Consider the following 22064-nt stretch of genomic DNA (forward strand, 5'->3'; position numbering starts at 1 on the left):
AGATGCGGTGGATGGATTCGATGCGGCGGCTTACGAACGCAAGCCGCACGGCGTCGGTGCCGATTCCAGCCACGCTTCGTTGAAGGCCTGCGCGGTCGAGGCGACCTGCGGCGCGGTGGTGCCGGGCTTGTACAAGGTGCCGCCGATGCCGAAGCCGATCGCGCCGGCCTTGCGCCAGATCGCGAGCAGGTCGGTGTGGATGCCGCCGACCGGCAGCACCGCGGTGCCGGCGGGCAGCACCGCGCGCAGAGCGCTCAGCATCGCCGGGCCGAGTGCATCGGCCGGAAACAGCTTGAGCCCGTCGGCGCCGGCGTCGAGCGCGGCCAGGCATTCGCTCGGCGTCGCCGCGCCCGGCAGGGCGAACAAGCCGCAGGCCTTGGCGTAGCCGATCAGGGCCGGATCGGTGTGCGGGCAGACCATCAGGCGCGCGCCGATGCGGACCAGGGTGTCGACTTCGTCGGCGCGACGCACGGTGCCGGCGCCGAGCAGGATCGCATCGCCGAAACGCCGTTGCAGGCGGGCGATGCTTTCGAACGCATCGGGCGAATTCAGCGGCACTTCGATGATGCGCCAGCCCGCATCCCACAGCGCTTCGCCGACCGGCAGGGCCTCGTCGGGGGTGATGCCGCGCAGGATCGCGACGAACGGCGACTGGACGAGCCAGGCCGGCAGCGTGCTCGGCAGGGGCAGGGACGTGGCGAGGGTCATACGAATCGGGCTGCCTTTGCGATGCGCCATAAGCCGCGGCAAAACGCGGTGTCGCCTTCGATGATGTAGTGGGGGATGCCGTAGCGGCGCAGCGCCAGGGCGTAGGTCGCGGCGAGCTTGGCGCCGCCGATCACCGCGACTTCGCCGCCGTCGCCGGGTTCGTTGTTGGCGGCCAGGCACTCGTAGCCGATCAACAGGCCGGACAGGAACGCCGGCAGCTCCTCGACCGGCGCGGCGTCGCGGACGTTGCGCGCGCGCACGCCGAACAACTGGTGCAGCCAGTCGGGGCGTTCGCGCGCGGTGTCCAGGCCCTTGATGAAGCCGCGTTCCGACCAGGCCTCGGCCGGCAGGCCGCGCCCGAGCAGGCTGTGATGCAGCAACAGCGAATAAATCTCGCCGGTCGGATAGGTCGAAAACCCGACCACGCCGCCGCCGTCCAGGGTCAGCCACTTGCTGTGCGTGCCCGGCGCGGCCACGCGTCGCGTTCCGGGCGGCACGCCGAGCGCCTGGGTTTCTTCGCCGCGCATGACGTCGTCGAAGCCGTCGCTGGCGCCGCTGACGCCGGGCACGATCGCGGCGCGGCGCTGCTTGAACGTCAGCGGCTGCAACGCCGCGGCGAGCGCATCGGCATGGGCGGGCAACGGCGCATACGGCGCTTCCTGCCAACCGTTGCGCGCGCCGACCATGCCGGCCAGCAGGATCGGCGCATCGCCATCGTCGAGGTCGACGCTGAGCAGGTCGTCGAGCGCGGCGGCGAAGGCCTCCGGCGAATGCAGCGAGGCCATGCCGCGCGCGCTCTGGCGCGTGGCGATGATGCCGCCGAGCGAGTCGAAGGCGTGCACGCGCAGATGAGTGGAGCCCCAGTCGACGCCGATCAGGGCGACCGCGTTACCGGTGTTGGGGGCGTTGCGGTGGAGCGATTCATCGAGCATGGCGTTCCTCCTCGCGGCGCAGGACGCGGCCGCGGCGTTCGCCGGTGGCGTGGGCATCGCGCAAGGCGCAGGCGCCGCCGACCCAGACGGCGCGGATGCCCGCGGCCGCTTGCTTGGGTTCGGCGAAGGTGGCGCGGTCGGCGATGGTGGCGGGATCGAACAGCACCAAATCGGCGGCGAGTCCGGGGGCGATGCGTCCTCGCCGTTTCAGGCCGAAGCTGTCGGCCGACAGCGCGGTCATGCGGCGCACCGCTTCGGGCAGATGGAACAGGCCCTCGTCGCGGCAGTAATGGCCGAGCACGCGCGGAAATGCGCCCCACAGGCGCGGATGCGGGTGGGCGTCGTGCGGCAGGCCGTCGGAACCGATCATGGTACGGTCGTGGCTCAGCACGCGGCGCACGTCGTCCTCGCGCATCTGGAAATACACCGCGCCGGCCGGGTGCAGGCGGCGCGCGGCTTCTTTCTGGTCGACCCGCCAATCGGCGGCGATGTCGCTCAGGTCGCGACCGGCCTGTTCGGGGTGCGGCGTCGACCAGCTCACGAGGATCCGGATCAGCCCGTCGACGTAGTCCGGATCGAGCACGGTCGAGCCGGCGGTGTAGGGATAGGCGTCGAGGCCGACCCAGTGCCGGCGCCGGCGTTCGTCGATGCGCGCCAGGGTTTCGACGGTGCGGCCCCAGTTCGCGGGGCCGGCGCATTTGTGATGCGACAGCACGACCGGGGTGCGCGCGGCTTCGCCGGCGTCGACGGCTTCGTCGATCGCTTCGAGCACACCGTCGTATTCGTCGCGCAGGTGCGAGGCGTAGACGCCGCCGTGGGCGCCGCTCTCGCGGACGAGTTCGATCACTTCGCTGTTCGGCGCGGCCCGGCTCGGCTGGTAGAACAGGCCGCTGGAGAAACCGATCGCGCCGGCCTGCATCGCCTCGCGCAAGCGCGCGCGCATGCGTTCGATCTCGGCGGCGTCGGCGGCGCGGCCGAGGTCGGCGACCTCGGCGATGCGCAGGGTCGAATGACCGACCATCGCCGCGACGTTGACCGCCGGGCGCGCCGCATCGACCGCATCGAGGTAGTCGCGGAAGCGTTCGAAACGAAAATCGGCCTGGCCGCCGATCAACGACAGCGGCGCCGGCGGTTCGCGGTCGGCGCGCCACGGCGCCAGGCTGATCCCGCAATTGCCGGCGATCACCGTGGTCACGCCCTGGCTGAGCTTGTTGAACACGCCGGGGTCGTCGAGCACCGCGCGGTCGTCGTGGGTGTGGACATCGATGAAGCCCGGTGCCAGTGCGAGCCCGCGCGCGTCCTCGCGTTGGCGTCCGTGCAGGCTGTCGGGCGCGCCGATCGCGGCGATGCGCTCGCCGTCGATGGCGACATCGGCGCGGTAGCCGGGGCCGCCGCTGCCGTCGAGCACCCAGGCGTCGGCGATGACCAGATCGAAGGTGGCTGCCGCCGGTGCGAATCTCGTGCTCATGAGCGGCCGGGAACCTGGGCGCGTTCGACTTCGGCCTTCGCCCGGCGCGCCTTCTCCAGCACGCCCGGTTCCTGGCGCAGCGCGACTGCGATCGCCAGCATGTCGATCACCGCCAACTGCATCAGCCGCGACACGCCGGGCGAATACGGCGTCGCCGCGCTCGACGGCGGCAACAGCAGCGGCACGTCGGCGTCCCAACCCAGCGGCGCGCCGGCCTGGGTCAGGGCGATGATGCGCGCGCCGCGCTGCTTGGCGATGCGCACGCTGTCGTTGACCTCGGGGCTGCGGCCCGACAGAGAGATCGCGAACAGCACGTCGTTGGCGTCGAGCATGCCCGAGGCGAGCCGCTGCAGATGGCCGTCGCTGTGTGCGGTGGCGGCGATGTCCAGGCGCAGGAAGCGCAGGAAGGCGTCTTGCGCGACCACGCCCGAGCCCGAGCCGACGCCGATGCAGCACACGCGGCGAGCGCCGGCGATCAAGCCGGCGGCGGCGTCGAGCGCGGCCGGGTCGGTGCGCTCGCGCACATCGTGCAGGGCCGCGGAGATGCTGTCGCAGACCTTGTGCACCAGGGTCGCGGCGTCGTCGTCCTTGTCGATGGTGACGGTCTGATAGGGCACGCCGACGGCGAGGCTGTGGGCGAGCTGGACCTTGAACTGGCGCAGGCCTTCGCAGCCGATCGCGCGGCAGAAGCGGGTCACGCTGGGTTCGGACACGTTGGCGCGTATCGCCAGCGCGCCGATGCTGGCGTGGATCGCGAAGTCCAGGTCGGCCAGCACGGTCTCGGCGACCTTGCGCTCGGCCGGGCGCAAGGTGTCGAGCGCTCCGCGGATCTTGGGGATGAGGTTGTCGGACACGATGGGGTCGTTCCTCGGAAGGGTGTCGATCGAGCCGATAACGCGGCGGGTAGGGCGTATTGATCGCGTCGGTGGCGCGGCGAGCGGGTATCGATCGCGCCGATGGCGCGATCAGAAGAAAGTATTGATGGCGCCGGTGACGCGATAGCCGTCGTCGACGGTCAGCAGCACCTGCCATTTGTCGAACGTGGTGCAAGGGTGCGAAATGCCGGTGGCGACGAGATCGCCGACCTGCAGCGGATGATCGTGCGGCAGTTCGAGATAGGCATGTTGGTCGTTCATCTTGGCGATGCGCGCATCGCGCATGGGCGACGGCGCCGGCTCGCCGGGGCGGTGCCAGCACAGCGGCTTGGGCAGGTCGATGTCGTAGGACGCATCGCGCTTGCCGAGGGTGAGCAGGGCCAGGCCCGGCTCCGGGCGCGACTGCACCGCCGCCCACACTTCCAGCGCCGGCTGCAGGCCGTGGCGGAAGCTGGCGTCGTGGCGGGTGCGCATTTCCTGTTGCAGGCCGTGATAGAAGCCGTGGTCGGAGGTGAGGTAACACCCCGAGCGCAGCACGCGTCGCAGGGGGCGCGTGGTCGCGCCGACCGTGGCGAAGGCGTCGGCGACAAAATCGAAATACGCCGAGCCGCCGGCGCTGATCAAAATCTCCTCGCCGTCGAACAGGCCCTCGCCGTCGCAGCGGCGAGTCAGCTCGACCAGTTCGGCGAGCAGGCCGCGCACGCGCGCCAGGTCGCTGTCGCGGTCGGCGCCGACCCACAGGCCTTCGTAGCCTTCGATGCCGGCCAGGCGCAGCGCGGGGCTCGCGGCGACTTCGCGTGCGAGCGCCAGCGCGGCGTCGAGGCCGCGCACGCCGGTGCGGCCGCCGTCGGCGCCGAGTTCGACCAACACCGGCAATCGACGTTGCGGTGCGAGCCGCTGCATCGCCTCGGCGAGGCGTCGGGCGCCGGCCGAGGAATCGACCAGGACCCAGGCCTCGAAACCGGGGTCGTCGCGCAGCAGCGCGGCCAGGCTTTCGATGTCGGCGATCGCGACCGGCTGATTGGCCAGCAGCACCCGGCGCACGCCGAACCGATGGGCGATGCGCAACTGCGGGATCGTCGCCAGGGTGATCGCCCAGGCGCCGGCATCGAGTTGGGCCTGGAACAACTGCGGGCTCATGGTGGTCTTGCCGTGCGGCGCGAGCAGAGCGCCGGCACGTTCGACGAAATCGCGCATCCAGGCGATGTTGTGGGCGAGAGTGGATTCGCGCAGCACCGCGACCGGATACGACAGGCTGCCGTCGAGAACATGCAGGCCGAGCCCGCCGATCGCGTCCTGGCGTGTGGCCTGCTGCAACGGCAATCCCTTGACGCCGGGCAGCAACAGGTTCTGTCCGAGCTCGCGCAGTGCCGCGTTCATCGGTACGGCTCCAGTCATCAGTAAGGCTCCAGGGTGAGTTCCGAAGCCATCACCCGGTTGCCGGCCATCAGGCCGCCGTCGACCGGCAGCACCGCGCCGCTGATCATGCGCGCCTGCGGCGAGGCGAGGAACCAGGCGGCTTCGGCGATGTCCTCGGGCGTGGCGAAGTCGCCGAGCGGATACCACTTCTTCAAGTCCTCGAACACTTGCGGATGCCTGTCGGCGCGCGCCTGCCAGGCCTGGGTCTTGACCGTGCCCGGGCAGATCACGTTGGCGCGCAGGCCAAGCCGGCCGTATTCGATCGCGATCGATTTGGCGTAGCTGATCAAGCCGGCCTTGGCCGCGCTGTAGGCCGGATGGCCGAGTGCGGCGAGGCCGTTGACCGAGCCGATGAAGACGATGTTGCCGCGGGTATGCTTGAGCCCGTCGAGCGCCGCTTCCACCGTGCAGTAACCGGCGTTCAAGTTGACGTCGACGTCGCGCTGCCATGCGCCCGGTGCGGTGCCGGCCAGACTCAGTCCTTCGGCGCTGCCGGCGTTGGCGATGACCGCGCCGATCGGGCCGTGCGCCTGGGTGACCGGCGCGAGTGCGGCGCGCAAGGCGTCGAGATCGGACAACTCGGAAGCCGCGGTCAGCACTTGCCCGGGCGCGAAGCTCGCGGCCAGCGCGGCCAGCGCATCGGCATCGCGATCGTGGGCGAGCACGCGATCGCCTCCGGCGACGAAACGGGCGAGCAATCCTCGGCCGATGCCGCCCGCGGCTCCGGTGATCAAGGTCAAACGGCTTTGGCTCATGGACGGATCATTCCTTCAATGGGGGCGCCCGCAGCGTCGGACCGAGCGCAACGAGGCGATCGGGACGCAGCGGGTGGTGACGGTAGACCGGAATATCGCCGATAGCGGGAGGCTTTGGGTGTGCCGAGCGAGGCGTCGGCACACTCTCTGCGTGAGGCGGGGCCGTGCGAATCCATGTGTCCCCGTCGTGGCGGCCGCGCGACGAAGACGCGATCGTTGCGCAGGATTTCGGCCGCAGTACGACGGCGAAACGGCGCAGGTGCGGGCCCGATTGCGTGCCGGTCGCGTGCCGGTCGCGTGGCTCGGGCGCGCGGCCGGACTCCCAGGAGCGGGGTGCGGCGAATGGATCACAGCGCGGTTCCCTGGTCATCCGATCATTCCTGTAAATTTCAAACACAGATGGCTTGATGGGCGACGGAAATGTAGCAGAGGCCCTAATAAATCGCCATGGTGCAGTGCAAAATGCATCGTGAAAGTTTGTAAGATACTTTCACGTCGGCAACGGGAAGGCCTTGAACCTGCCATCCGGCGCCGAGCGCCGCCGCCATGCTGCCCGCGATCTGCGAGCGGTGCGGCGGAGCGCGCCAGCCGTCGTAGCTTCGCTGTTTCCGTTCCTCCCTACGCAGAGAGTCCATCCATGAGCGATTCCAATTCCATCGTCCGCTACGGCCTGGAGCCCAGCGGCGCCGGCGGCCAACAACTGCCGTTCTCGCCGGCGGTGCGTGCCGGCGACTTCGTCTACATCTCCGGCCAGGTCGCCATGAACGAGCGCGGCGAGATCGAACAGGGCGGCATCGAGGCGCAGACGCGCCGGACCATGGAAAACGTCAAGAAAGTGCTTGGCCTGGCCGGCTGCGACTTGAGCCGCGTGGTCAAGGTCACCGTCTGGCTCGACGACACCCGCGACTTCTGGAGTTTCAACCGCGTCTACCGCGAGTACTTCGGCGAACAGCCGCCGGCGCGTTCGTGCGTGCGCTCGCAAATGATGGTCGATTGCAAGATCGAGATCGAAGCCATCGCCTATCACCCGGTGGCGCGTTGATTACCCGGCAATGCACTGACTAATCCATGACGCGCTGAAGCGTGTCGCCGTCGCCGTCGCCGCGACCGTAATCCTTCTTCTTCCCTCATCGAACCCCACCGAGGCACCTGCATGAACCGACGCGACTTCCTCGCTACTTCCGCGACCGCGGGCACCGTATTGGCCAGCACCGCGTTCACGCCGGCCTTCGCCCGCAAACGCTCGAAGTTGCGTCTGGGCCTGATCGGCACCGGCATGCGCGGCCAGGTGCTGCTCAAGGAGCTGGTGCGTCGCGACGACGTCGAGGTCGTCGCGTTGTGCGACGTCGAGCCGATCATGCTCGGCCGCGCGCTGAAGATGATCGAGAAGGCCGGCCGGCCCAAGCCGACGACCTACGGCGAAGGCGGCGACAACGACGCCTACCGCAAGATGCTCGACAAGGGCGGTCTCGACGGCGTGATCATCGCCACGCCCTGGGAGTTCCATGCGCCGATGGCGATCGCGGCGATGCAGGCGCGCATCGCGGTCGCCTGCGAAGTGGTTGCCGGCATCACCCTCGACGACCATTGGCAGGTGCTGCGCACCCAGCAGAAGACCGGCACGCCCTACATGTTGCTGGAGAACGTGTGCTATCGCCGCGACGTGCTGGCGGTGCTGAACATGGTGCGGCAGGGCCTGTTCGGCGAAATCGTGCATCTGCAGGGCGGCTACCAGCACGACCTGCGCGCGGTGAAGTTCAACAGCGGCAACCCCGAGCGCGCCACCGGCGGCGGCGTCGAGTTCGGCGCCAAGGGCTGGTCGGAGGCGCGCTGGCGCACCGAACATTCGGTCCAGCGCGATGGCGAGCTGTACCCGAGCCACGGCATCGGCCCCTGCGCGATGGTCGCCAACATCCATCGCGGCAATCGCTTCACCTACCTCAGCTCGTTCTCGAGCAAGGCGCGCGGCCTGCACGACTACATCGTCAAGCAGGCCGGCCCGGACCATCCGAACGCCAAGGTCAAATTCAAGCTCGGCGACCTGGTCACTACCCAGATCGCCTGCGAAAACGGCGAGACCATCCTGCTGCAACACGACACCTCGCTGCCGCGTCCGTACTCGCTGGGCTTCCGCGTGCAGGGCACCGACGGCCTGTGGATGGACATCAACGATTCGATCCACATCGAAGGCAAGACCGCGCCGCACGAGTGGGACAAGGCCGAGGCCTGGCTGGCGAAGTACGACCACCCGCTGTGGCAGCGGTTCGCCGACACTGCGGCCGGCGCCGGCCACGGCGGCATGGACTACTTCGTCGTGCACGCCTTCATCGAGGCCCTCAAGGCCGATGCGCCGATGCCGATCGACGTCTACGACGCGGTGGCCTGGAGCGCGATCACTCCGTTGTCGGAGCAGTCCATCGCCGAGCACAAGACCGTGGAGTTCCCGGACTTCACCGAAGGCAAGTGGAAGAACCGCAAGCCGATCTTCGCCTTGAACGATCGCTACTGAGATCTGAGCTCACCGCGCAGTAGCCGCTCGCCGTCGATCCGGCGGGCGGTCGCCGGCGATGCGTGCTCTCGTCGCTGGTGCCTACTCTCTCTCTGCCTTCCGACCTCCACCCGGCGCATGCCGGGTTTTTTTGTCTCCAGGTCGCGGGCTTCAAGATCAGGAGCGGTGCAAGCCGCGACCGCGAACGCATGATCGCGGCCGTTCGTAGCGTGCGCGACCGCTCTGCCGCCCGGCCGAGAAATCCGGAGCGCTGCCCGAGGGCAGGCAGCGCTCCGCGGCAATGGACCCGCAACGGGTATCGCCAAAGCGGTCGTAGGCTAGAGGCGGGTGATCCTGAGCCAGTTGATGTTCCATCCGCCCTGCGCCGCATAGACGCCGAGGTTGTAGGTCCCGGCGCCGACGCTCACGGTGTGCGAGACCGTGGTCCAGTTCTGCCAGCCGCCGGTCGCGGGAATCTGCACGGTTCCGAGCACGACGCTGCCTGCATTGAGGTCGAGCGACAGTGCGCCGCCGCCGGCGCTCGCAACCCGGTACTCAATGCGGTAGGTGCCGGTGGCAGGGAAGGTGATGCCGTTGTAGGCCATCCAGTCGCCCTGATCGATCCAGCCGACGTTCTGGCCGCCTTCCGAACATGCTTCGGCCTGCACGCCCTGCTGCGCGCTGAAGTTCTCGGCCTGCAGCGTCAGCGACCAGGGTTGCGAGAACCGCGCCACCGCCAGCGACGAGGCGCGGTCGTTGAAGCCGTCGCCGGCCAGGCAGGAGGCGTCGGCGCTCTTGGTCACGCTGGCGCCGCTGAAGTTGTCGTCCTGGTAAAGCGTGACCTGGTAACCCGGATTGACGCGCAGCGAAGAGATCTGGTCGTTGCCGATACCCCTGGCCTGCAACTGCGCGGCCGTGTAGCGGCCTTCCGGCAGCGCCACGCCCCAGCCGCCGAAGTCGCAATGCTGGTACGCCGATGCGACGCCGGGATTCGCGCTGTCCCCCGAGTACACGCGCACGTAATCGACGTACATCTTCGCCGGCAAGCGCGTCTCGTCCACGGTGAAGCCCGGCCAGTTGCCGCCGATGGCGAAGTTCAGCAGGAGGAAGAAGTCCTTGTGGAACTCCTCGGTGCCGTTGACGCCGCCCTGGATATTGGCTTCGTGGAACTTGTTGCCGTCGACGTACCAGCGGATCGCGTTGACGTCCCACTCCACGGCGTAGACGTGCCAGTCCTGCACGGTCATGGCGGTGTTGCCGCCGTACTGTGCGTAGGTGCCGTTGTGGTCGCTCCAGTGGATCGTGCCGTAAGTCTTGTCCTCGTCGTTGACGTGCTCCATCACGTCGATCTCGCCTGAAGCGGGCCATCCGGCCTGCGGCAGGTTGGCGCCCAGCATCCAGAAGGCGGGCCAGGCGCCCTTGAACGAGGGCAGCTTCATGCGTGCCTCGATGCGGCCGTACTTGAAAGTCCGGCGGTCCTGAGTCTTCATGCGCGCCGAGGTGTAGCGATAGCCGCCGAAGTCCTCGCGCTTGGCGGTAATCGCCAGGGCGTTGTTCTCGATGCTCGCGTTCTCGCGCCGGTAATATTCCAGTTCGTTGTTGCCCCAGCCGTTGCTGCCGTTACCGGTTTCGAACACCCAGTCGGGCCCGATGGCCCCATTGAACTCGTCGCTCCACACGAGCTGCCAGTTTTGCGCGAAGGCGCTGCCGGAAAGCAGGAAAAACATCAGGAATGCGATGCATTGGGTCGCGGATCTCATGTGCTGTCCTTTGATTTGATGGCCGGAGCGGCGGCGCATGCGGCCCGTTGCGCTCGCATGCGGGGCCGTCGGCCCGGGCGTGGATCAGGTGTGCTTGCTGCGTTGCCGTGCGCGGTGCGCCGCTGCCGTGCTTACGGCGCGGCGGTCGTTTTCCGGCTTGCTGCCGGAAGCGCGTCGGCGGTCGGTGCGGGGGGATTCAGGGCTTGCCTGCTTCGTCTTGTGCCTCCGTTGCGAAGTAGATGCGGGCCCGCTCCGCGTGGAGCGGTACCTAATCCCTCTTCAATGGGCCATGCCCTGACGCGGGAGGGTGATCCCTCCTCATGCCTCACCGTCGCCCGCCTCTGATCTGGCGGACATCCGGTGGGCTTTGGTCCGCAGCCTGCTCCAATTGACAGCGCTGTCAAGCGGTGCGGCGCAACTTGTCGTACTTGTCGCGAATTTGCCGCATACGACGGTGATCTTCAGCACGGATTTGCTGCGCTGCACCCAGGGTGGCGGTCGGTGGCGACGGGATGAGATCGCCGTCGCACGCGTCTATATGGTGAGGAAGGACGGGCGTGACCGGCTTGCTTGGGTGCGCAAAGCACATTGCCGCCAGGCGCCGTGGTCGTTGCGGACGTCGTCGTGGCCGCGGCGCGCTCGCCTCGTCTCCGCCCGTTCAGAGGTCTGCATGAGAACGATCAACTGCAGTAACTGTCAAAATATAATTGACAGGTTATAAGAGGAGGGTATAGCCTCTAAAAACACATTAAGAGGTTATGCGGATGCGCCTCGCGATCGGTCGTTCCGTGCTCGGCGCCGCACTGTCCTCGCTGCTGCCGGCCTGCGCGCAGTCGCCGGCGGTAGCGTCCGTAACCGTCATGCCGAACCCGCCCGCCATCGTGGTGATCGATGCCCCCAGCAATCTGGGGTTGCGCCCTCCGGCGCCGGGTGTCGAGCCGGGCGTGCGGAAATTGCCCGATGCGCTGCGCGCGACCGGGTTGCTGCGGCGCCTGCACGCCCGCGATGCAGGCCGCGTCGATCCGCCGCGGTATTCGCCGGCCCCCGACTTCGCGATCGGCTTTCGTAACGGCGCCGCGCTGCGCGACTACAGCCAGACCCTGGCCGACCGTCTGACGCCGCTGCTCGCGCAGAACCGCTTCGTGCTGGTGCTCGGCGGCGATTGCAGCGTGCTGCTCGGCAGCGGTCTGGCCCTCAAGCAGCGTGGCCGCTACGGGCTGGCCTTCATCGATGCTCACGACGATTTTTCCTTCATCCGCGATCGCCGCCGCTACCGCGGTCTGCTCACCGCGGCCGGGCTCGATCTCGGCTTGGCGACCGGGCACGGCCCCACTGCGCTGTCCGACCTGCGCGGGCGCTCGCCGTACTTCCGCACCGACGAGGTGGTCCATCTCGGCTTGGTCGTCGCCGATCAGGACCGCGTCGACTACGACGTCGAGAGCTTCGAGCGCTCCGGCATCCACGCCATCGAGGCCGAGGCGATCCATCGCCGCGGTGGCGACGCCGCCGGGCGGGAGGCGCGCACACGCCTCGAGGCGATGCCGACCGACGGCTACTGGATTCACCTCGACGCCGACGTGCTCGCCGAACGGGTGATGCCGGCGGTGGATTCGCCGAACCCCGGCGGCCTCGACTTCGATCAGTTGCGCGCCGTGCTCGCCCGATTGCTCGCCAGCCCGAAAGCGGTGGGTATGGAGCTGACGATCTTCGATCCCGACCTCGACCCCGACGGGCTCCTCGCGCGGCGCCTGGCCGACACCGTCGCGAGCGCGTTCAAAGACAGCGGCCGCTGGCCGCGGCAAGGCGCCGCAGCTACCGCATCGTCCGTGTCGGAACGCTGAGGTGTCACCGTGCAGCGACGCAGCTTCCTGCTGACCAGCGCCGCCGCGATGACCTGGTTGTCGGGGCCTGCCGCAGCGCCGATGCCGGGAGGCAAAGTCGTCGATGAAACCGCGCCGGGTTCGCCTACCGCGCCCAACGGCGAATCGATCCACGCCGCGCAACCGCACTCCATCACTGCCGCGACCCGGCTGCTGTTCGTCAGCGGCCAGATCCCGGTCGACGCGCAGGGCGAGGCGCCGCAGGATTTTTCCGGACAATGCGCTCTCGCTTGGGCCAACCTCGAGACGCAGCTACGCGCGGCCGACATGGACCTGCAGCACCTGGCGAAGCTGACCGTCTTCCTCGCCCGCGGCAGCGACCGCAAGCGCGAACGCGAGATCCGCCGCCGCCTGTTGGCCGGCCGTGCCGATCCCGCGGTCAGCGTGGTAGTGACCGGTATCTACGATGAAGCCTGGCGCATCGAAATCGAGGCGATCGCGTTGGCATAGGGATCAAAGTTGCCGTCTCGCCATTCCTCTTCGCGAAATCGATACCGATTCGGTCTCGGGCTACATTCAGTTGATACGAACGTAGGCGTAACGATTCTTCAGTTCCGCCTGGGTCGACTCCGGGACCTCGATGCCGTCGAGCCACAGGCGTTGCAGGCTCGGCAACTCGTCCAGTATCGGCAGGATGCCTTCGATGCGGAGGTGATATTGATCCTGGGCGCAGCCGAGCGATAAGTACTCAAGCTTGGGCATGCCGCGCAACAAGTTCAATTCAGCCTGAGGGATGTTGGTACACCACAGATCGAGTGAGAGCAGTTGTTCGGACTCGCGAATCGCGGCCAGTCCTTGGCCGGTAACCCGGGTTCGGCCTGCATCGAGGTGGAGCAGGGTCGCCGAGCGCTTGAGGCTGGCGGCCATGGCGTCATCGAACGGTGTTTCTTCGATATCCAGCGACTGCAGCGCCGGCATTTCCATCAGGGCGTCGAAAGCGCGGTGCGTCAGTCGCGCCGAATGCAAGGACAGTTCGCTCAAGCCCGGGCTGCGCGCGACTTCCAGTATGTCCAGCTCCGCGAGCCCGTAATGTTCGCGAAATACGCGCAGGTGTTCCGCGGTGTCGAAGCCCTGTAGGCGGCCGGGGCGCCGGATGCGCGACACATCGAGTTCCCGCAACTGCGGTATTTCGAGTACATGTTGCATGGCCCGCCGCGTGACCTCTCCCATCACTCGCAACTCGTCGATGGAAGGAAGGGCGGCCAGCTCGCGCGCGTGGGCCTTGGTCAGCAGTACCTTGCCATCGATGGTCAGTCGCTGGATGGGGCCGGATGCGATCAGCGCAGCGACTTCGTCGGCACCGAATCCGCTTTGCAGCGTCGGGCCATCGTTCCAACCTGTAGTCATATATCCGAACTCTCTGACTGCTGTGCAGCATGATCGATGCGTCCGATGAGCGGGTCAACGCGAATCGAACTGCGATCGGATCCGGCAGCGCATCAGATCTTGGAACGATACTCGCGGTGAAGACTTCGGTACTCCCTCGGCGCCATGCCCACAGTGGCCTTGAACTGGCGCGCGAACGCGCTCTGGTCGGAGAAGCCGCAGGACTGGCCGACCTCGGCGATGCTCGCCTCTTCCTGCAGCAACCTCATTGCCGCTTCGATGCGGATCTTGGTCAGGGCCTGTTGCGGGGTCAGCTGGAACACGCGCTGGAAATGGCGTTCCAACTGCGCGACCGAGAGCTTGGCCAGTTCGGCCAAGGCGGTCACGCGCAGCGCGCCGGCGAAATGCGCCTGCATGTGTTCGGTGACCCGGCGCAGGCGTTCGTAGGTCGGGTGATGGCCGTCGGGCGCGCCGAGGTCGCGCGACAAGCCGACCAGGCCTGTGCGGCCGTCGGCCAACGGCAACGGGCGCTTGCCGGTCAGGCACCAGCCCGGTTGCCGGTTCGGAAACAAATGCACCTCAAGCTGGTTTTCGATGGTCTCGCCGTCGAGCACGCGCCGGTCCTGGATCGCATAGCGGCCGCCGAGGCGGGCCGGAAACAGTTCGGTGACGTCGCGGCCGATCACGTCCTCGCGCCGCTTCAGGCCGAGCCGGCGCACCAGGGTCAGGTTGGCGTGGCTGTAGCGGCCGGACGCATCCTTGGCGAAGAACACCACGTCGGGCAGGGCGTCGCACAGGGTCTGCATGAGGTCGGCGGGAATCTGTAGGGACATGGCAGCCTGCTCCGGGCGGTTCCTCAACGAAAGCCGGATTATGCCGAATTCCGCATCCATGACCGGCAAGGATTCCTAGACGCGCGAGGCCGCCGACGCGAGCATGGCGGCATGCACAGCCTAGACATCATCGACTCCCACACCGGCGGCGAACCGACCCGGGTCGTGGTTGCCGGCTTCCCCGATCTGGGCGGCGGCAGTCTGGCCGACAAGCGCGAGCGCTTCCGTGCCGAATTCGACCACTGGCGCCAGGCCATCGCCTGCGAGCCGCGCGGTTCCGACACGGTGGTCGGCGCCTTGCTGCTGCCGCCGAGCGAGCCCGAGGCCGCCGCCGGAGTGATTTTCTTCAACAACGTCGGGTACCTGGGCATGTGCGGCCACGGCACCATCGGCCTGGTGCGCACTCTGCAGCACCTCGGCCGGATTCAGCCGGGCCGGCACCGCATCGAGACGCCGGTCGGCACGGTCGGTGCGGAGTTGCACGAGGACGGCCGGGTCTCGGTCGACAACGTTGAAAGCTGGCGCCATCTGGCCGGCGTGCGCGTGCAGGTGCCGGGCTACGGCGAGGTGGTCGGCGATGTCGCCTGGGGCGGCAACTGGTTCTTCATCGCCCGCGTCGCGCGGGTGATCTCGCTGCTGCACCAGCGCGAGCTCAGCGATTATTCCGAAGCGATCCGGCATGCGTTGGAAGCGGCCGGCGTGACCGGCGCCGGTGGCGCGCCGATCGACCACATCGAACTGGAAACGCGGTCGACCACGCCCGGCGTCGACGCGCGCAACTTCGTCCTGTGCCCGGGGCTGGCCTACGACCGTTCGCCGTGCGGCACCGGCACCAGCGCCAAGCTGGCCTGCCTTGCCGCCGACGGTAAGCTCGCGGCGGATGCGGTGTGGCGCCAGGAGAGTGTGCTCGGCAGCGTGTTCGAAGGGCGCTATCGCCCGGGCCCGCGCGGCGTCCTGCCGACCATCACCGGCAGCGCCTACATCACCGCACACGCGCAGTTGTTGATCGACGAAGCCGACCCCTTCGCCTGGGGCATCGCGGCGAAGTGACCGGCATGAGCGCAGCGCCTTCCAACAGCTACGACCTGATCGTGATCGGTGCCGGCATCGTCGGCAGCGCCTGCGCCGAGCGTGCCGTGCAGGAAGGGCTGCGGGTCGCCGTGGTCGAGCCGGGCCCGGTCGGCGGCGGTGCCACCGCGGCGGCGATGGGGCATCTGGTGGCGATGGACGACGACCCGGCCGAGTTGGCTTTGTCGCGTTATTCGCTGGCGCTGTGGGAACGCTTCGCCGATCTGCCCGAAGCCGAATTCAGCCGTTGCGGCACCTTGTGGGTCGCGCGCGAGGCGCGCGAGTTCGACGGCGTCGCCGCCAAGATCGCGCGCCTGGCCGCGTCCGGCGTTCGCGCGCAACGAATCGACGCAGACGAGTTGTACCGACTCGAACCCGGCCTCACCCCGGGGCTGTGCGGCGGCATGTTGGTCGCCGACGAGGCGGTGGTGTATCCGCCGCGCGTCGCCCAGCATCTGTTCGAGCGCGCCCTGCAGGCCGGCGCCACGGCGTTCCTGGGGCGTCGTGTCGTCGAGCTGAGCGCCAACGGTGCGCGCCTCGACGACGGCAGCGAATTGGTCGGCCCGGTCCTGGTCGCGACCGGCTGCGCCGTGCCCGAGCTGCTGCCGCAGTTACCGATGCGCGCACGCAAAGGGCATCTGGTCATCACCGAGCGCTACCCCGGGCGGGTGCGCCATCAATTGCTCGAACTCGGCTATGCCGACAGCGCCCACGGCGATGCCGACAGCAGCGTCGCCTTCAACGTGCAGCCGCGTCCGACCGGGCAGATCCTGATCGGCTCCTCGCGCGAGTTCGGTGTCGAGGATCGCGCGGTGTCGCTGCCGATGCTGCGGCGCATGCTCGACCGCGCCTTCGCGTTCCTGCCGATGTTGCGGGAGTTGCAGGCGCTGCGGGTGTGGACCGGTTTCCGGCCGACCACGCCCGACGGCCGCCCCTACATCGGCGCGGTCGCCGACCGGCCGCGCACCTGGGTCGCGGCCGGCCACGAAGGGCTCGGCGTGACCACCGCGCTGGGCACGGCGCAGTTGTTGCTCGATCAAATGCTCGGCCGCGCGCCGGCCATCGATCCCGCGCCCTTCTTGCCGGAGCGTGTCCTGCAGGAGCGCGCGCTGCGATGAAACGTCCGAACGTGCAGTTGTCGATCGACGGCATCGCCGTCGAAGTGCCGGCCGGGGCCAACGTCGCCGCGGCCGTGGCCCAACTCGGTCTGCGTTTTCGCCGCTCGCGCAGCGGCGAGACGCGTGCGCCGCTGTGCGGCATGGGCCTGTGTTTCGAGTGCCGGGTCAGCATCGACGGCGTCGCCCATCAACGCGCCTGCGTAGTGGTGGCGCGCGACGGCATGCAGGTGCAGCGCGATGACTGAGCCCTGCGACGTGCTGGTGATCGGCGCCGGCCCGGCCGGGCTGGCGGCGGCGCGCGCCGCGGCGAGCCACGGCGTCAACGTCGTGCTGGTCGATCTGCAGGCGAACCCGGGCGGGCAGGTCTGGCGCCACGACGTGCGCAAATCCGCACCGGCCGCCGCGCGCCTCGCAGTGGCGGAGATGCGCGCGCGCAGCAATCTGCATTGGCTGCCGCAGGCGCAGGTCGTTGCGACCGCGCCTGGCCGGGTGCTGATCGAAGAAGCCGGCCTGGTGCGCGAAATCGAATACGGCGCCCTGGTGCTGGCCACCGGCGCGCGCGAGTTGTTGCTGCCGTTCCCGGGCTGGACCTTGCCCGGCGTCACCGGCGCCGGCGCCCTGCAGGCCCTGGTCAAGCAAGGCTGGCCGATCGCCGGCAAGCGCGTGCTCCTCGCCGGCAGCGGCCCGCTGCTGTTGGCCTCGGCCGCGACCTTGCGCCGACACGGCGCGCAGGTACTGGCGATCTGCGAACAGGCACCGGACGCGGCGCTGATGGCGTTCGCTTCGCAACTGTGGCGCTGGCCGGGCAAGTTGCTGCAGGCCGCAGCGCTGCGTACGCGCCTGGCCGGGGTGGCCTATCGGCGCGCGAGCTGGGTACGCGCCGTGCACGGCGACGAGCGGGTGCGCGAAGTCGAGATCGAAAGCGCGCGCGGGGTCGAACGCATCGCCTGCGACCAGGTCGCGGTCGGTTACGGCCTGGTGCCGAACACCGAACTCGCCGCGCAGCTGGGCTGCGCGCTCGAGCTCGACGGTCGCCATCCGCGCGTGCGCGTCGACGAACGGCTGATGACCAGCGTCGACGGCGTGTACGCCGCCGGCGAGGCCTGCGGCATCGGCGGCGTCGATGTCGCGCGTGTCGAAGGCGCGATGGCCGGTCACGCCGCCGCCGGCGCGGACGATGCCGCGCGTAACCTGCGTCCGCGCCGTCGCCACGCACGCGCCTTCGCCGATCTGTTGCCGCGTTATTTCGACCTGCGCGACGACGTGCGCAAGCTCGCCGAGCCGGCCACGCTGGTATGCCGCTGCGAGGACGTGGCGTTGGCGCAGTTGCAAGGATATTCCGACGCGCGCGCGGCCAAGCTGGCCACGCGCTGCGGCATGGGCAGTTGCCAGGGCCGCATCTGCGGCACGGCGCTGACCGAGTTGGGTCTGCTGGTGCCGGCGACGCGTGCGCATGCCGCGCGGCCGCCGGTTTTTCCCACCCGGCTGGCCAGTTTGGCCGCAGCCGGCTCTTGTTCCGATCGTACTTTCCTTACCGAATCCAAAGGGTCTGTCTAATGAGCAATGCTTCGTTCTGGCGTGGCGTCATCCCCGCGATCACCACCCCGTTCCGCGCCGACGGTGCGATCGATCACGCCTTCCTCGCCGAACACGCGCGCACCTTGATCGATGCCGGCTGCGTCGGCATCGTGCCGCTGGGTTCGCTCGGCGAAGCGGCGACGCTGAGCTTCGAGGACAAGCTGGCGATCCTGCGCACCCTGGTGCAGGCGCTCGACGGCCGCGCGCCGGTGATCCCCGGCATCGCCGCGCTGTCGACCGACGAAGCCGTGCGCCTGGCGCGCGAGGCCGCCGCAATCGGCTGCGCCGGCCTGATGGTGCTGCCGCCGTACGTGTATTCGAGCGACTGGCGCGAAATGAAGGCGCATGTGCGCGCAGTGATCGAAGCGACCCCGCTGCCGTGCATGCTCTACAACAATCCGATCGCCTACAAGACCGATTTCGTGCCCGAGCAGATCGCCGAACTCGCCGCCGAACTGCCGAACCTGCAGGCGGTCAAGGAATCCTCGACCGATGTGCGCCGCTTCGCCGCGATCCGTTCGCTGCTCGGCGAGCGCCTCGACCTGTTGGTCGGCATGGACGATGCGGTGGTCGAAGGCGTGGCGATGGGCGCGACCGGCTGGATCGCCGGCCTGGTCAACGCCTATCCGAAGGAATCGGTGCAGTTGTTCGAACTCGCCCGCGACGGCGGTGCGCGCGCCGCGGCCGATCTCTACGCCTGGTTCCTGCCGCTGTTGCGCCTGGACACCGTGCCCAAGTTCGTCCAGCTGATCAAGCTGGTGCAGGAGCGTGTCGGCCTGGGCAGCGAGCACGTGCGCGCGCCGCGCATGGTCCTGGTCGGCGCCGAGCGCGACGCCGCGCTCGCCGTGATCGAGCGCGCCATCGCCGCGCATCCGGGCCGCTGAGATGGGCGCGCGCGAACCGGTACTGATCGAAGGGCGCTGGCAGGCCTCGCGCGATGCCGGCGGCGATTTCCGCGCCTTCGATCCGACCCGCGGCACGCCGTTCGGACCGGCGTTCCCGGTGTCCGGCGCGGCCGACGCCGAGGCCGCGCTGGCCTCGGCCTGCGCCGTCGCCGACGAACTGGCCGCGGCCGATCCCGAACGCATCGCCGATTTCCTCGAGGCGTATGCGCTCGGCATCGAACACGACGCGCCAGACCTGGTCGCGCTCGCGCATCTGGAAACGGCGCTGCCGATCGAACCGCGTCTGGCCAAGGTCGAATTGCCGCGCACCACCGGGCAGTTGCGCCAGGCCGCGCGGGCGGTGCGCGAGCGTTCGTGGACGCAGCCGATCATCGACACCGCGGCCGGTCTGCGCAGCCATCTCGCGCCGCTGCACAAACCGGTGCTGATCTTCGGGCCGAACAATTTCCCGTTCGCCTTCAACGCGGTGGCCGGCAGCGATTTCGCTTCGGCCATCGCCGCCCGCAACCCGGTCATCGCCAAAGTGCATCCGTCGCACCCGGCGACCAGCCAGCGTCTGGCCGAGCTCGCCCACCGCGCCCTGGTCGAGGCCGGCTTGCCGGCCGCGGCCTTGCAGGTGCTGTATCACCTCGACCCCGCGCAAGGGCTGGCCCTGGCCGGCGATGCGCGGCTTGGTGCGCTCGCCTTCACCGGCAGCCGCAACGCCGGCCTGGCGCTGAAGGCGCGCGCCGACGCGGCCGGCGTGCCGGCCTATCTGGAACTGTCCAGCGTCAATCCGGTGTTCTTGCTCGAAGGCGCGCTGCGCGAGCGCGGCGAAGCCTTGGCGCAGGAGTTCTTCGCGTCCTGCACCATGGGCACCGGTCAGTTCTGCACCCATCCCGGCATCGTGGTGCTGCCGCGAGGCGCCGACGGCGATGGCTTCGTCGCCGCGGCCGCGGCTTCGTTCGCGCAGGCCCCGTCCGGGGTGATGTTCTCGCGCGGTGTGCTCGATCACCTGCAGCAAGGGCTCAGCGATTGGCGCGAAGCCGGCGCGGAACTGGTCGCCGGCGGCGCCACGGCGGAAGGCGAGGGGTATCGCGTGCAACCGGCGCTGCTCAGCGTCGATGCGGCGACCTTCCTCGCCGACCGGCGCTTGCAGAGCGAGGCCTTCGGGCCGGTGAGCCTGGTCGTGCGCGTCGACGGTATCGAACAGGCCGTGGCGATCGCACAGGGGCTCGAAGGCAATCTGACCGGCACCATCTATGCCGGCGAACCCGACGCTGCCGACGAGGCTCGCCTGGCGGCGAGCCTGCGCCCGCGCGTCGGCCGCCTGATCGCCAGCCGCATGCCGACCGGCGTCGCGGTGAGTCCGGCCATGCACCACGGCGGGCCCTACCCGAGCACCGGCCATCCCGGCTTCACTGCGGTCGGGTTGCCGGCGGCGATCCGCCGCTTCGCCGCCTTGCATTGCTACGACCACGTGCGCGACGAGTTGCTGCCGCTGGAGTTGCGCGACCGCAATCCCGGCGGCATCGCGCGTCAGGTCGACGGCCGCTGGACTTACGATGACCTTGGAGCTGCGCCATGACTCAGATCGGTGGTTTGACCCTCGAGCAGGCGCGTGCCGGCCTGCAACCGTGGAGCGAGCGCGCACCGGCGATCGGCGCCGACGAGTACGCGCAGCGCATCGAACGTGCGCGTGAGCTGATGCGGCGCGAGCGCTGCGAGGCCTTGCTGATCACCGCCGGCACCTCGCTGCGCTATTTCACCGGCGTGCCCTGGGGCGCGAGCGAGCGGCTGGTGGCGATGCTGCTGACCCTCGACGGCGACCCGGCGGTGATCTGCCCGGGCTTCGAATCCGGCTCGCTTTCGCACGTGCTCAAGATCCCGGGCGAATTGCGCCTGTGGGAAGAACACGAAGACCCCTGCGCGCTCGTCCTCGACACGATGCGCGCGCGCGGCGCCGCTCGGCTGGCGCTCGACCCGGGCGCGCCGTATGCAGTGTTCACCGCCTTGCGCGCGCTGGCACCGACGCTCGACATCGTCGATGCGACCGCCATCGTCGACGGTTGCAGGGCACGCAAGACCGAGGCCGAGCTGGCGTTGATGAAGCAGGCCACGGCGATGACCCTGCAGGTCCATCGGCTCGCCGCCGGCCTGGCCGAAGAGGGCGTGAGCACGGCGACCTTGCGCCGTTTCATCGACGAGGCGCATCGCGCGTTCGGCGCCGACAACGGTTCGACCTTCTGCATCGTCCAGTTCGGCGAAGCGACCGCGTACCCGCACGGCATTCCCGGCGAGCAGACCCTGCGCGAAGGCGAACTGGTGCTGATCGACACCGGCTGCGCAGTGCAGGGCTATCAGTCCGACATCACCCGCACCTACATCTGCGGCCGTGCCGGCGCCGAGCAGCAGCGGATCTGGGACCTCGAACTCGCTGCGCAACGGGCCGCGTTCGATGCGGTGCGCCCCGGCGTCAGCGGCGAAGCGGTCGATCAGGCCGCGCGCACGGTGCTCGAACGCGGTGGCCTGGGCCCGGACTATCGTCTGCCCGGCTTGCCGCACCGCACCGGGCACGGTTGCGGCATGAGCGTGCACGAGACGCCGTATCTGGTGCGCGGCAACCGGGTCGGGCTGGAGCCCGGCAACTGCTGTTCGAACGAACCGATGATCGTGGTGCCCGGCCAGTTCGGAGTGCGGTTGGAGGATCACTTCTACGTCACCGAGAACGGCGCGGCCTGGTTCACCCCGCCGTCGCTGGCGATCGACCGGCCGTTCGCCGATTGAGTCGCCGGCGGCATTGAGTCCGCTGGCGACTACCGGGCTTCCTCTGCACGGGCCGTCTGCCGCGCCGGTATCGGCGGTCCCCCCGGGCGGCCCGTTCAGAGGGGAATCCATGGCGCGGATCGGCATCGGCAGACACTTCAGGCACATCCGCGTTCGCGCGGATTGCCGCATGATGGCCCGCATCC

The 22064-nt window shown here is 69.0% G+C and carries 20 protein-coding genes; 11 read left to right on the top strand and 9 right to left on the bottom strand.

Annotated elements, in window-relative coordinates; genetic code table 11:
* Window positions 1-30: 30 nt before the first annotated feature.
* The 6 genes from ACKN61_RS03470 to ACKN61_RS03495 form a co-directional block, all read right to left on the bottom strand.
* Entirely contained in the window at window positions 31-708 is a 678-nt protein-coding gene (locus ACKN61_RS03470; protein WP_408952331.1) for a 2-dehydro-3-deoxy-6-phosphogalactonate aldolase, read from the bottom strand.
* Window positions 705-1640 (bottom strand): 2-dehydro-3-deoxygalactonokinase, encoded by a 936-nt coding sequence (locus ACKN61_RS03475; RefSeq protein ID WP_408952332.1) that lies wholly within the window; start codon window positions 1638-1640, stop codon window positions 705-707. The genes ACKN61_RS03470 and ACKN61_RS03475 overlap by 4 nt, the downstream gene beginning before the upstream one ends.
* Complete coding sequence (locus ACKN61_RS03480; protein ID WP_408952333.1) at window positions 1630-3108, bottom strand: N-acyl-D-amino-acid deacylase family protein; 1479 nt, start codon at window positions 3106-3108, stop codon at window positions 1630-1632. The genes ACKN61_RS03475 and ACKN61_RS03480 overlap by 11 nt, the downstream gene beginning before the upstream one ends.
* A complete protein-coding gene (locus ACKN61_RS03485; protein ID WP_408952334.1) occupies window positions 3105-3962 on the bottom strand; it encodes a MurR/RpiR family transcriptional regulator in 858 nt (285 codons plus the stop codon). The genes ACKN61_RS03480 and ACKN61_RS03485 overlap by 4 nt, the downstream gene beginning before the upstream one ends.
* A gap of 111 nt (window positions 3963-4073) precedes the next feature.
* Window positions 4074-5363: an amino acid deaminase gene (locus ACKN61_RS03490; RefSeq protein ID WP_408952335.1), complete on the bottom strand. Its 1290-nt coding sequence runs from the start codon at window positions 5361-5363 to the stop codon at window positions 4074-4076.
* 17 nt (window positions 5364-5380) lie between these two features.
* Window positions 5381-6157 carry an SDR family oxidoreductase gene (locus tag ACKN61_RS03495; protein ID WP_408952336.1) on the bottom strand — a complete coding sequence of 259 codons (777 nt, stop codon included), beginning with the start codon at window positions 6155-6157 and terminating at the stop codon, window positions 5381-5383.
* Window positions 6158-6794: 637 nt separating this feature from the next.
* Here ACKN61_RS03495 and ACKN61_RS03500 point away from each other — a divergent pair.
* Both ACKN61_RS03500 and ACKN61_RS03505 read left to right on the top strand, forming a co-directional pair.
* Window positions 6795-7199, top strand: coding sequence for a RidA family protein (locus ACKN61_RS03500; RefSeq protein ID WP_408952337.1), 405 nt, complete (start codon window positions 6795-6797; stop codon window positions 7197-7199).
* Window positions 7200-7310: 111 nt separating this feature from the next.
* A complete protein-coding gene (locus ACKN61_RS03505; RefSeq protein ID WP_408952338.1) occupies window positions 7311-8666 on the top strand; it encodes a Gfo/Idh/MocA family protein in 1356 nt (451 codons plus the stop codon).
* 317 nt (window positions 8667-8983) lie between these two features.
* Here the strand turns inward: ACKN61_RS03505 and ACKN61_RS03510 are convergent, their stop codons facing one another.
* Window positions 8984-10405: a carbohydrate-binding protein gene (locus ACKN61_RS03510; protein WP_408952339.1), complete on the bottom strand. Its 1422-nt coding sequence runs from the start codon at window positions 10403-10405 to the stop codon at window positions 8984-8986.
* A gap of 764 nt (window positions 10406-11169) precedes the next feature.
* Between ACKN61_RS03510 and ACKN61_RS03515 the strand changes: the two genes are divergently transcribed.
* Together ACKN61_RS03515 and ACKN61_RS03520 are read left to right on the top strand one after the other, a co-directional pair.
* Entirely contained in the window at window positions 11170-12246 is a 1077-nt protein-coding gene (locus ACKN61_RS03515; protein ID WP_408952340.1) for an arginase family protein, read from the top strand.
* Window positions 12247-12255: 9 nt separating this feature from the next.
* On the top strand, window positions 12256-12735 hold the full coding sequence (locus tag ACKN61_RS03520; protein WP_408952341.1) for a RidA family protein: 480 nt from the start codon (window positions 12256-12258) through the stop codon (window positions 12733-12735).
* A gap of 66 nt (window positions 12736-12801) precedes the next feature.
* Here ACKN61_RS03520 and ACKN61_RS03525 read toward each other — a convergent pair whose 3' ends face one another.
* Window positions 12802-13632 carry a hypothetical protein gene (locus tag ACKN61_RS03525; RefSeq protein ID WP_408952342.1) on the bottom strand — a complete coding sequence of 277 codons (831 nt, stop codon included), beginning with the start codon at window positions 13630-13632 and terminating at the stop codon, window positions 12802-12804.
* A 92-nt stretch (window positions 13633-13724) separates the two neighbouring features.
* Window positions 13725-14444, bottom strand: coding sequence for a helix-turn-helix domain-containing protein (locus tag ACKN61_RS03530; RefSeq protein ID WP_408952343.1), 720 nt, complete (start codon window positions 14442-14444; stop codon window positions 13725-13727).
* 111 nt (window positions 14445-14555) lie between these two features.
* Here ACKN61_RS03530 and ACKN61_RS03535 point away from each other — a divergent pair, with 111 nt between their 5' ends.
* Genes ACKN61_RS03535 through ACKN61_RS03565 form a run of 7 tightly spaced genes read left to right on the top strand, consistent with a single transcriptional unit; the run spans window position 14556 to window position 21879 of the window.
* Complete coding sequence (locus ACKN61_RS03535) at window positions 14556-15494, top strand: 4-hydroxyproline epimerase (RefSeq protein WP_408952344.1); 939 nt, start codon at window positions 14556-14558, stop codon at window positions 15492-15494.
* Window positions 15495-15499: 5 nt separating this feature from the next.
* Entirely contained in the window at window positions 15500-16630 is a 1131-nt protein-coding gene (locus ACKN61_RS03540) for an NAD(P)/FAD-dependent oxidoreductase (protein ID WP_408952345.1), read from the top strand.
* Window positions 16627-16875, top strand: coding sequence for a 2Fe-2S iron-sulfur cluster-binding protein (locus ACKN61_RS03545; RefSeq protein ID WP_408952346.1), 249 nt, complete (start codon window positions 16627-16629; stop codon window positions 16873-16875). The genes ACKN61_RS03540 and ACKN61_RS03545 overlap by 4 nt, the downstream gene beginning before the upstream one ends.
* Window positions 16868-18187: an FAD-dependent oxidoreductase gene (locus ACKN61_RS03550; RefSeq protein ID WP_408952347.1), complete on the top strand. Its 1320-nt coding sequence runs from the start codon at window positions 16868-16870 to the stop codon at window positions 18185-18187. Before ACKN61_RS03545 ends, ACKN61_RS03550 begins: the two co-directional genes overlap by 8 nt.
* On the top strand, window positions 18187-19092 hold the full coding sequence (locus ACKN61_RS03555) for a dihydrodipicolinate synthase family protein (RefSeq protein WP_031371924.1): 906 nt from the start codon (window positions 18187-18189) through the stop codon (window positions 19090-19092). The genes ACKN61_RS03550 and ACKN61_RS03555 overlap by 1 nt, the downstream gene beginning before the upstream one ends.
* Window position 19093: 1 nt before the next feature.
* Window positions 19094-20680, top strand: a complete 1587-nt coding sequence (locus tag ACKN61_RS03560; RefSeq protein ID WP_408952348.1) for an aldehyde dehydrogenase (NADP(+)) — start codon at window positions 19094-19096, stop codon at window positions 20678-20680.
* Window positions 20677-21879, top strand: a complete 1203-nt coding sequence (locus ACKN61_RS03565) for a M24 family metallopeptidase (RefSeq protein WP_408952349.1) — start codon at window positions 20677-20679, stop codon at window positions 21877-21879. Before ACKN61_RS03560 ends, ACKN61_RS03565 begins: the two co-directional genes overlap by 4 nt.
* Window positions 21880-22064: the final 185 nt, after the last annotated feature.

The organism is Lysobacter sp. Hz25 (genome assembly GCF_046097045.1).
GTDB classification, from domain to species: domain Bacteria; phylum Pseudomonadota; class Gammaproteobacteria; order Xanthomonadales; family Xanthomonadaceae; genus Lysobacter; species Lysobacter antibioticus_B.

Bases quoted from the DNA above. Each gene is read 5' to 3' on its own strand.
- ACKN61_RS03470 (WP_408952331.1), bottom strand. From the start codon at position 708: ATGACCCTCGCCACGTCCCTGCCCCTGCCGAGCACGCTGCCGGCCTGG.
- ACKN61_RS03475 (WP_408952332.1), bottom strand. From the start codon at position 1,640: ATGCTCGATGAATCGCTCCACCGCAACGCCCCCAACACCGGTAACGCG.
- ACKN61_RS03480 (WP_408952333.1), bottom strand. From the start codon at position 3,108: ATGAGCACGAGATTCGCACCGGCGGCAGCCACCTTCGATCTGGTCATC.
- ACKN61_RS03490 (WP_408952335.1), bottom strand. From the start codon at position 5,363: ATGAACGCGGCACTGCGCGAGCTCGGACAGAACCTGTTGCTGCCCGGC.
- ACKN61_RS03495 (WP_408952336.1), bottom strand. From the start codon at position 6,157: ATGAGCCAAAGCCGTTTGACCTTGATCACCGGAGCCGCGGGCGGCATC.
- ACKN61_RS03500 (WP_408952337.1), top strand. From the start codon at position 6,795: ATGAGCGATTCCAATTCCATCGTCCGCTACGGCCTGGAGCCCAGCGGC.
- ACKN61_RS03505 (WP_408952338.1), top strand. From the start codon at position 7,311: ATGAACCGACGCGACTTCCTCGCTACTTCCGCGACCGCGGGCACCGTA.
- ACKN61_RS03510 (WP_408952339.1), bottom strand. From the start codon at position 10,405: ATGAGATCCGCGACCCAATGCATCGCATTCCTGATGTTTTTCCTGCTT.
- ACKN61_RS03515 (WP_408952340.1), top strand. From the start codon at position 11,170: ATGCGCCTCGCGATCGGTCGTTCCGTGCTCGGCGCCGCACTGTCCTCG.
- ACKN61_RS03525 (WP_408952342.1), bottom strand. From the start codon at position 13,632: ATGACTACAGGTTGGAACGATGGCCCGACGCTGCAAAGCGGATTCGGT.
- ACKN61_RS03530 (WP_408952343.1), bottom strand. From the start codon at position 14,444: ATGTCCCTACAGATTCCCGCCGACCTCATGCAGACCCTGTGCGACGCC.
- ACKN61_RS03535 (WP_408952344.1), top strand. From the start codon at position 14,556: ATGCACAGCCTAGACATCATCGACTCCCACACCGGCGGCGAACCGACC.
- ACKN61_RS03540 (WP_408952345.1), top strand. From the start codon at position 15,500: ATGAGCGCAGCGCCTTCCAACAGCTACGACCTGATCGTGATCGGTGCC.
- ACKN61_RS03545 (WP_408952346.1), top strand. From the start codon at position 16,627: ATGAAACGTCCGAACGTGCAGTTGTCGATCGACGGCATCGCCGTCGAA.
- ACKN61_RS03550 (WP_408952347.1), top strand. From the start codon at position 16,868: ATGACTGAGCCCTGCGACGTGCTGGTGATCGGCGCCGGCCCGGCCGGG.
- ACKN61_RS03555 (WP_031371924.1), top strand. From the start codon at position 18,187: ATGAGCAATGCTTCGTTCTGGCGTGGCGTCATCCCCGCGATCACCACC.
- ACKN61_RS03560 (WP_408952348.1), top strand. From the start codon at position 19,094: ATGGGCGCGCGCGAACCGGTACTGATCGAAGGGCGCTGGCAGGCCTCG.
- ACKN61_RS03565 (WP_408952349.1), top strand. From the start codon at position 20,677: ATGACTCAGATCGGTGGTTTGACCCTCGAGCAGGCGCGTGCCGGCCTG.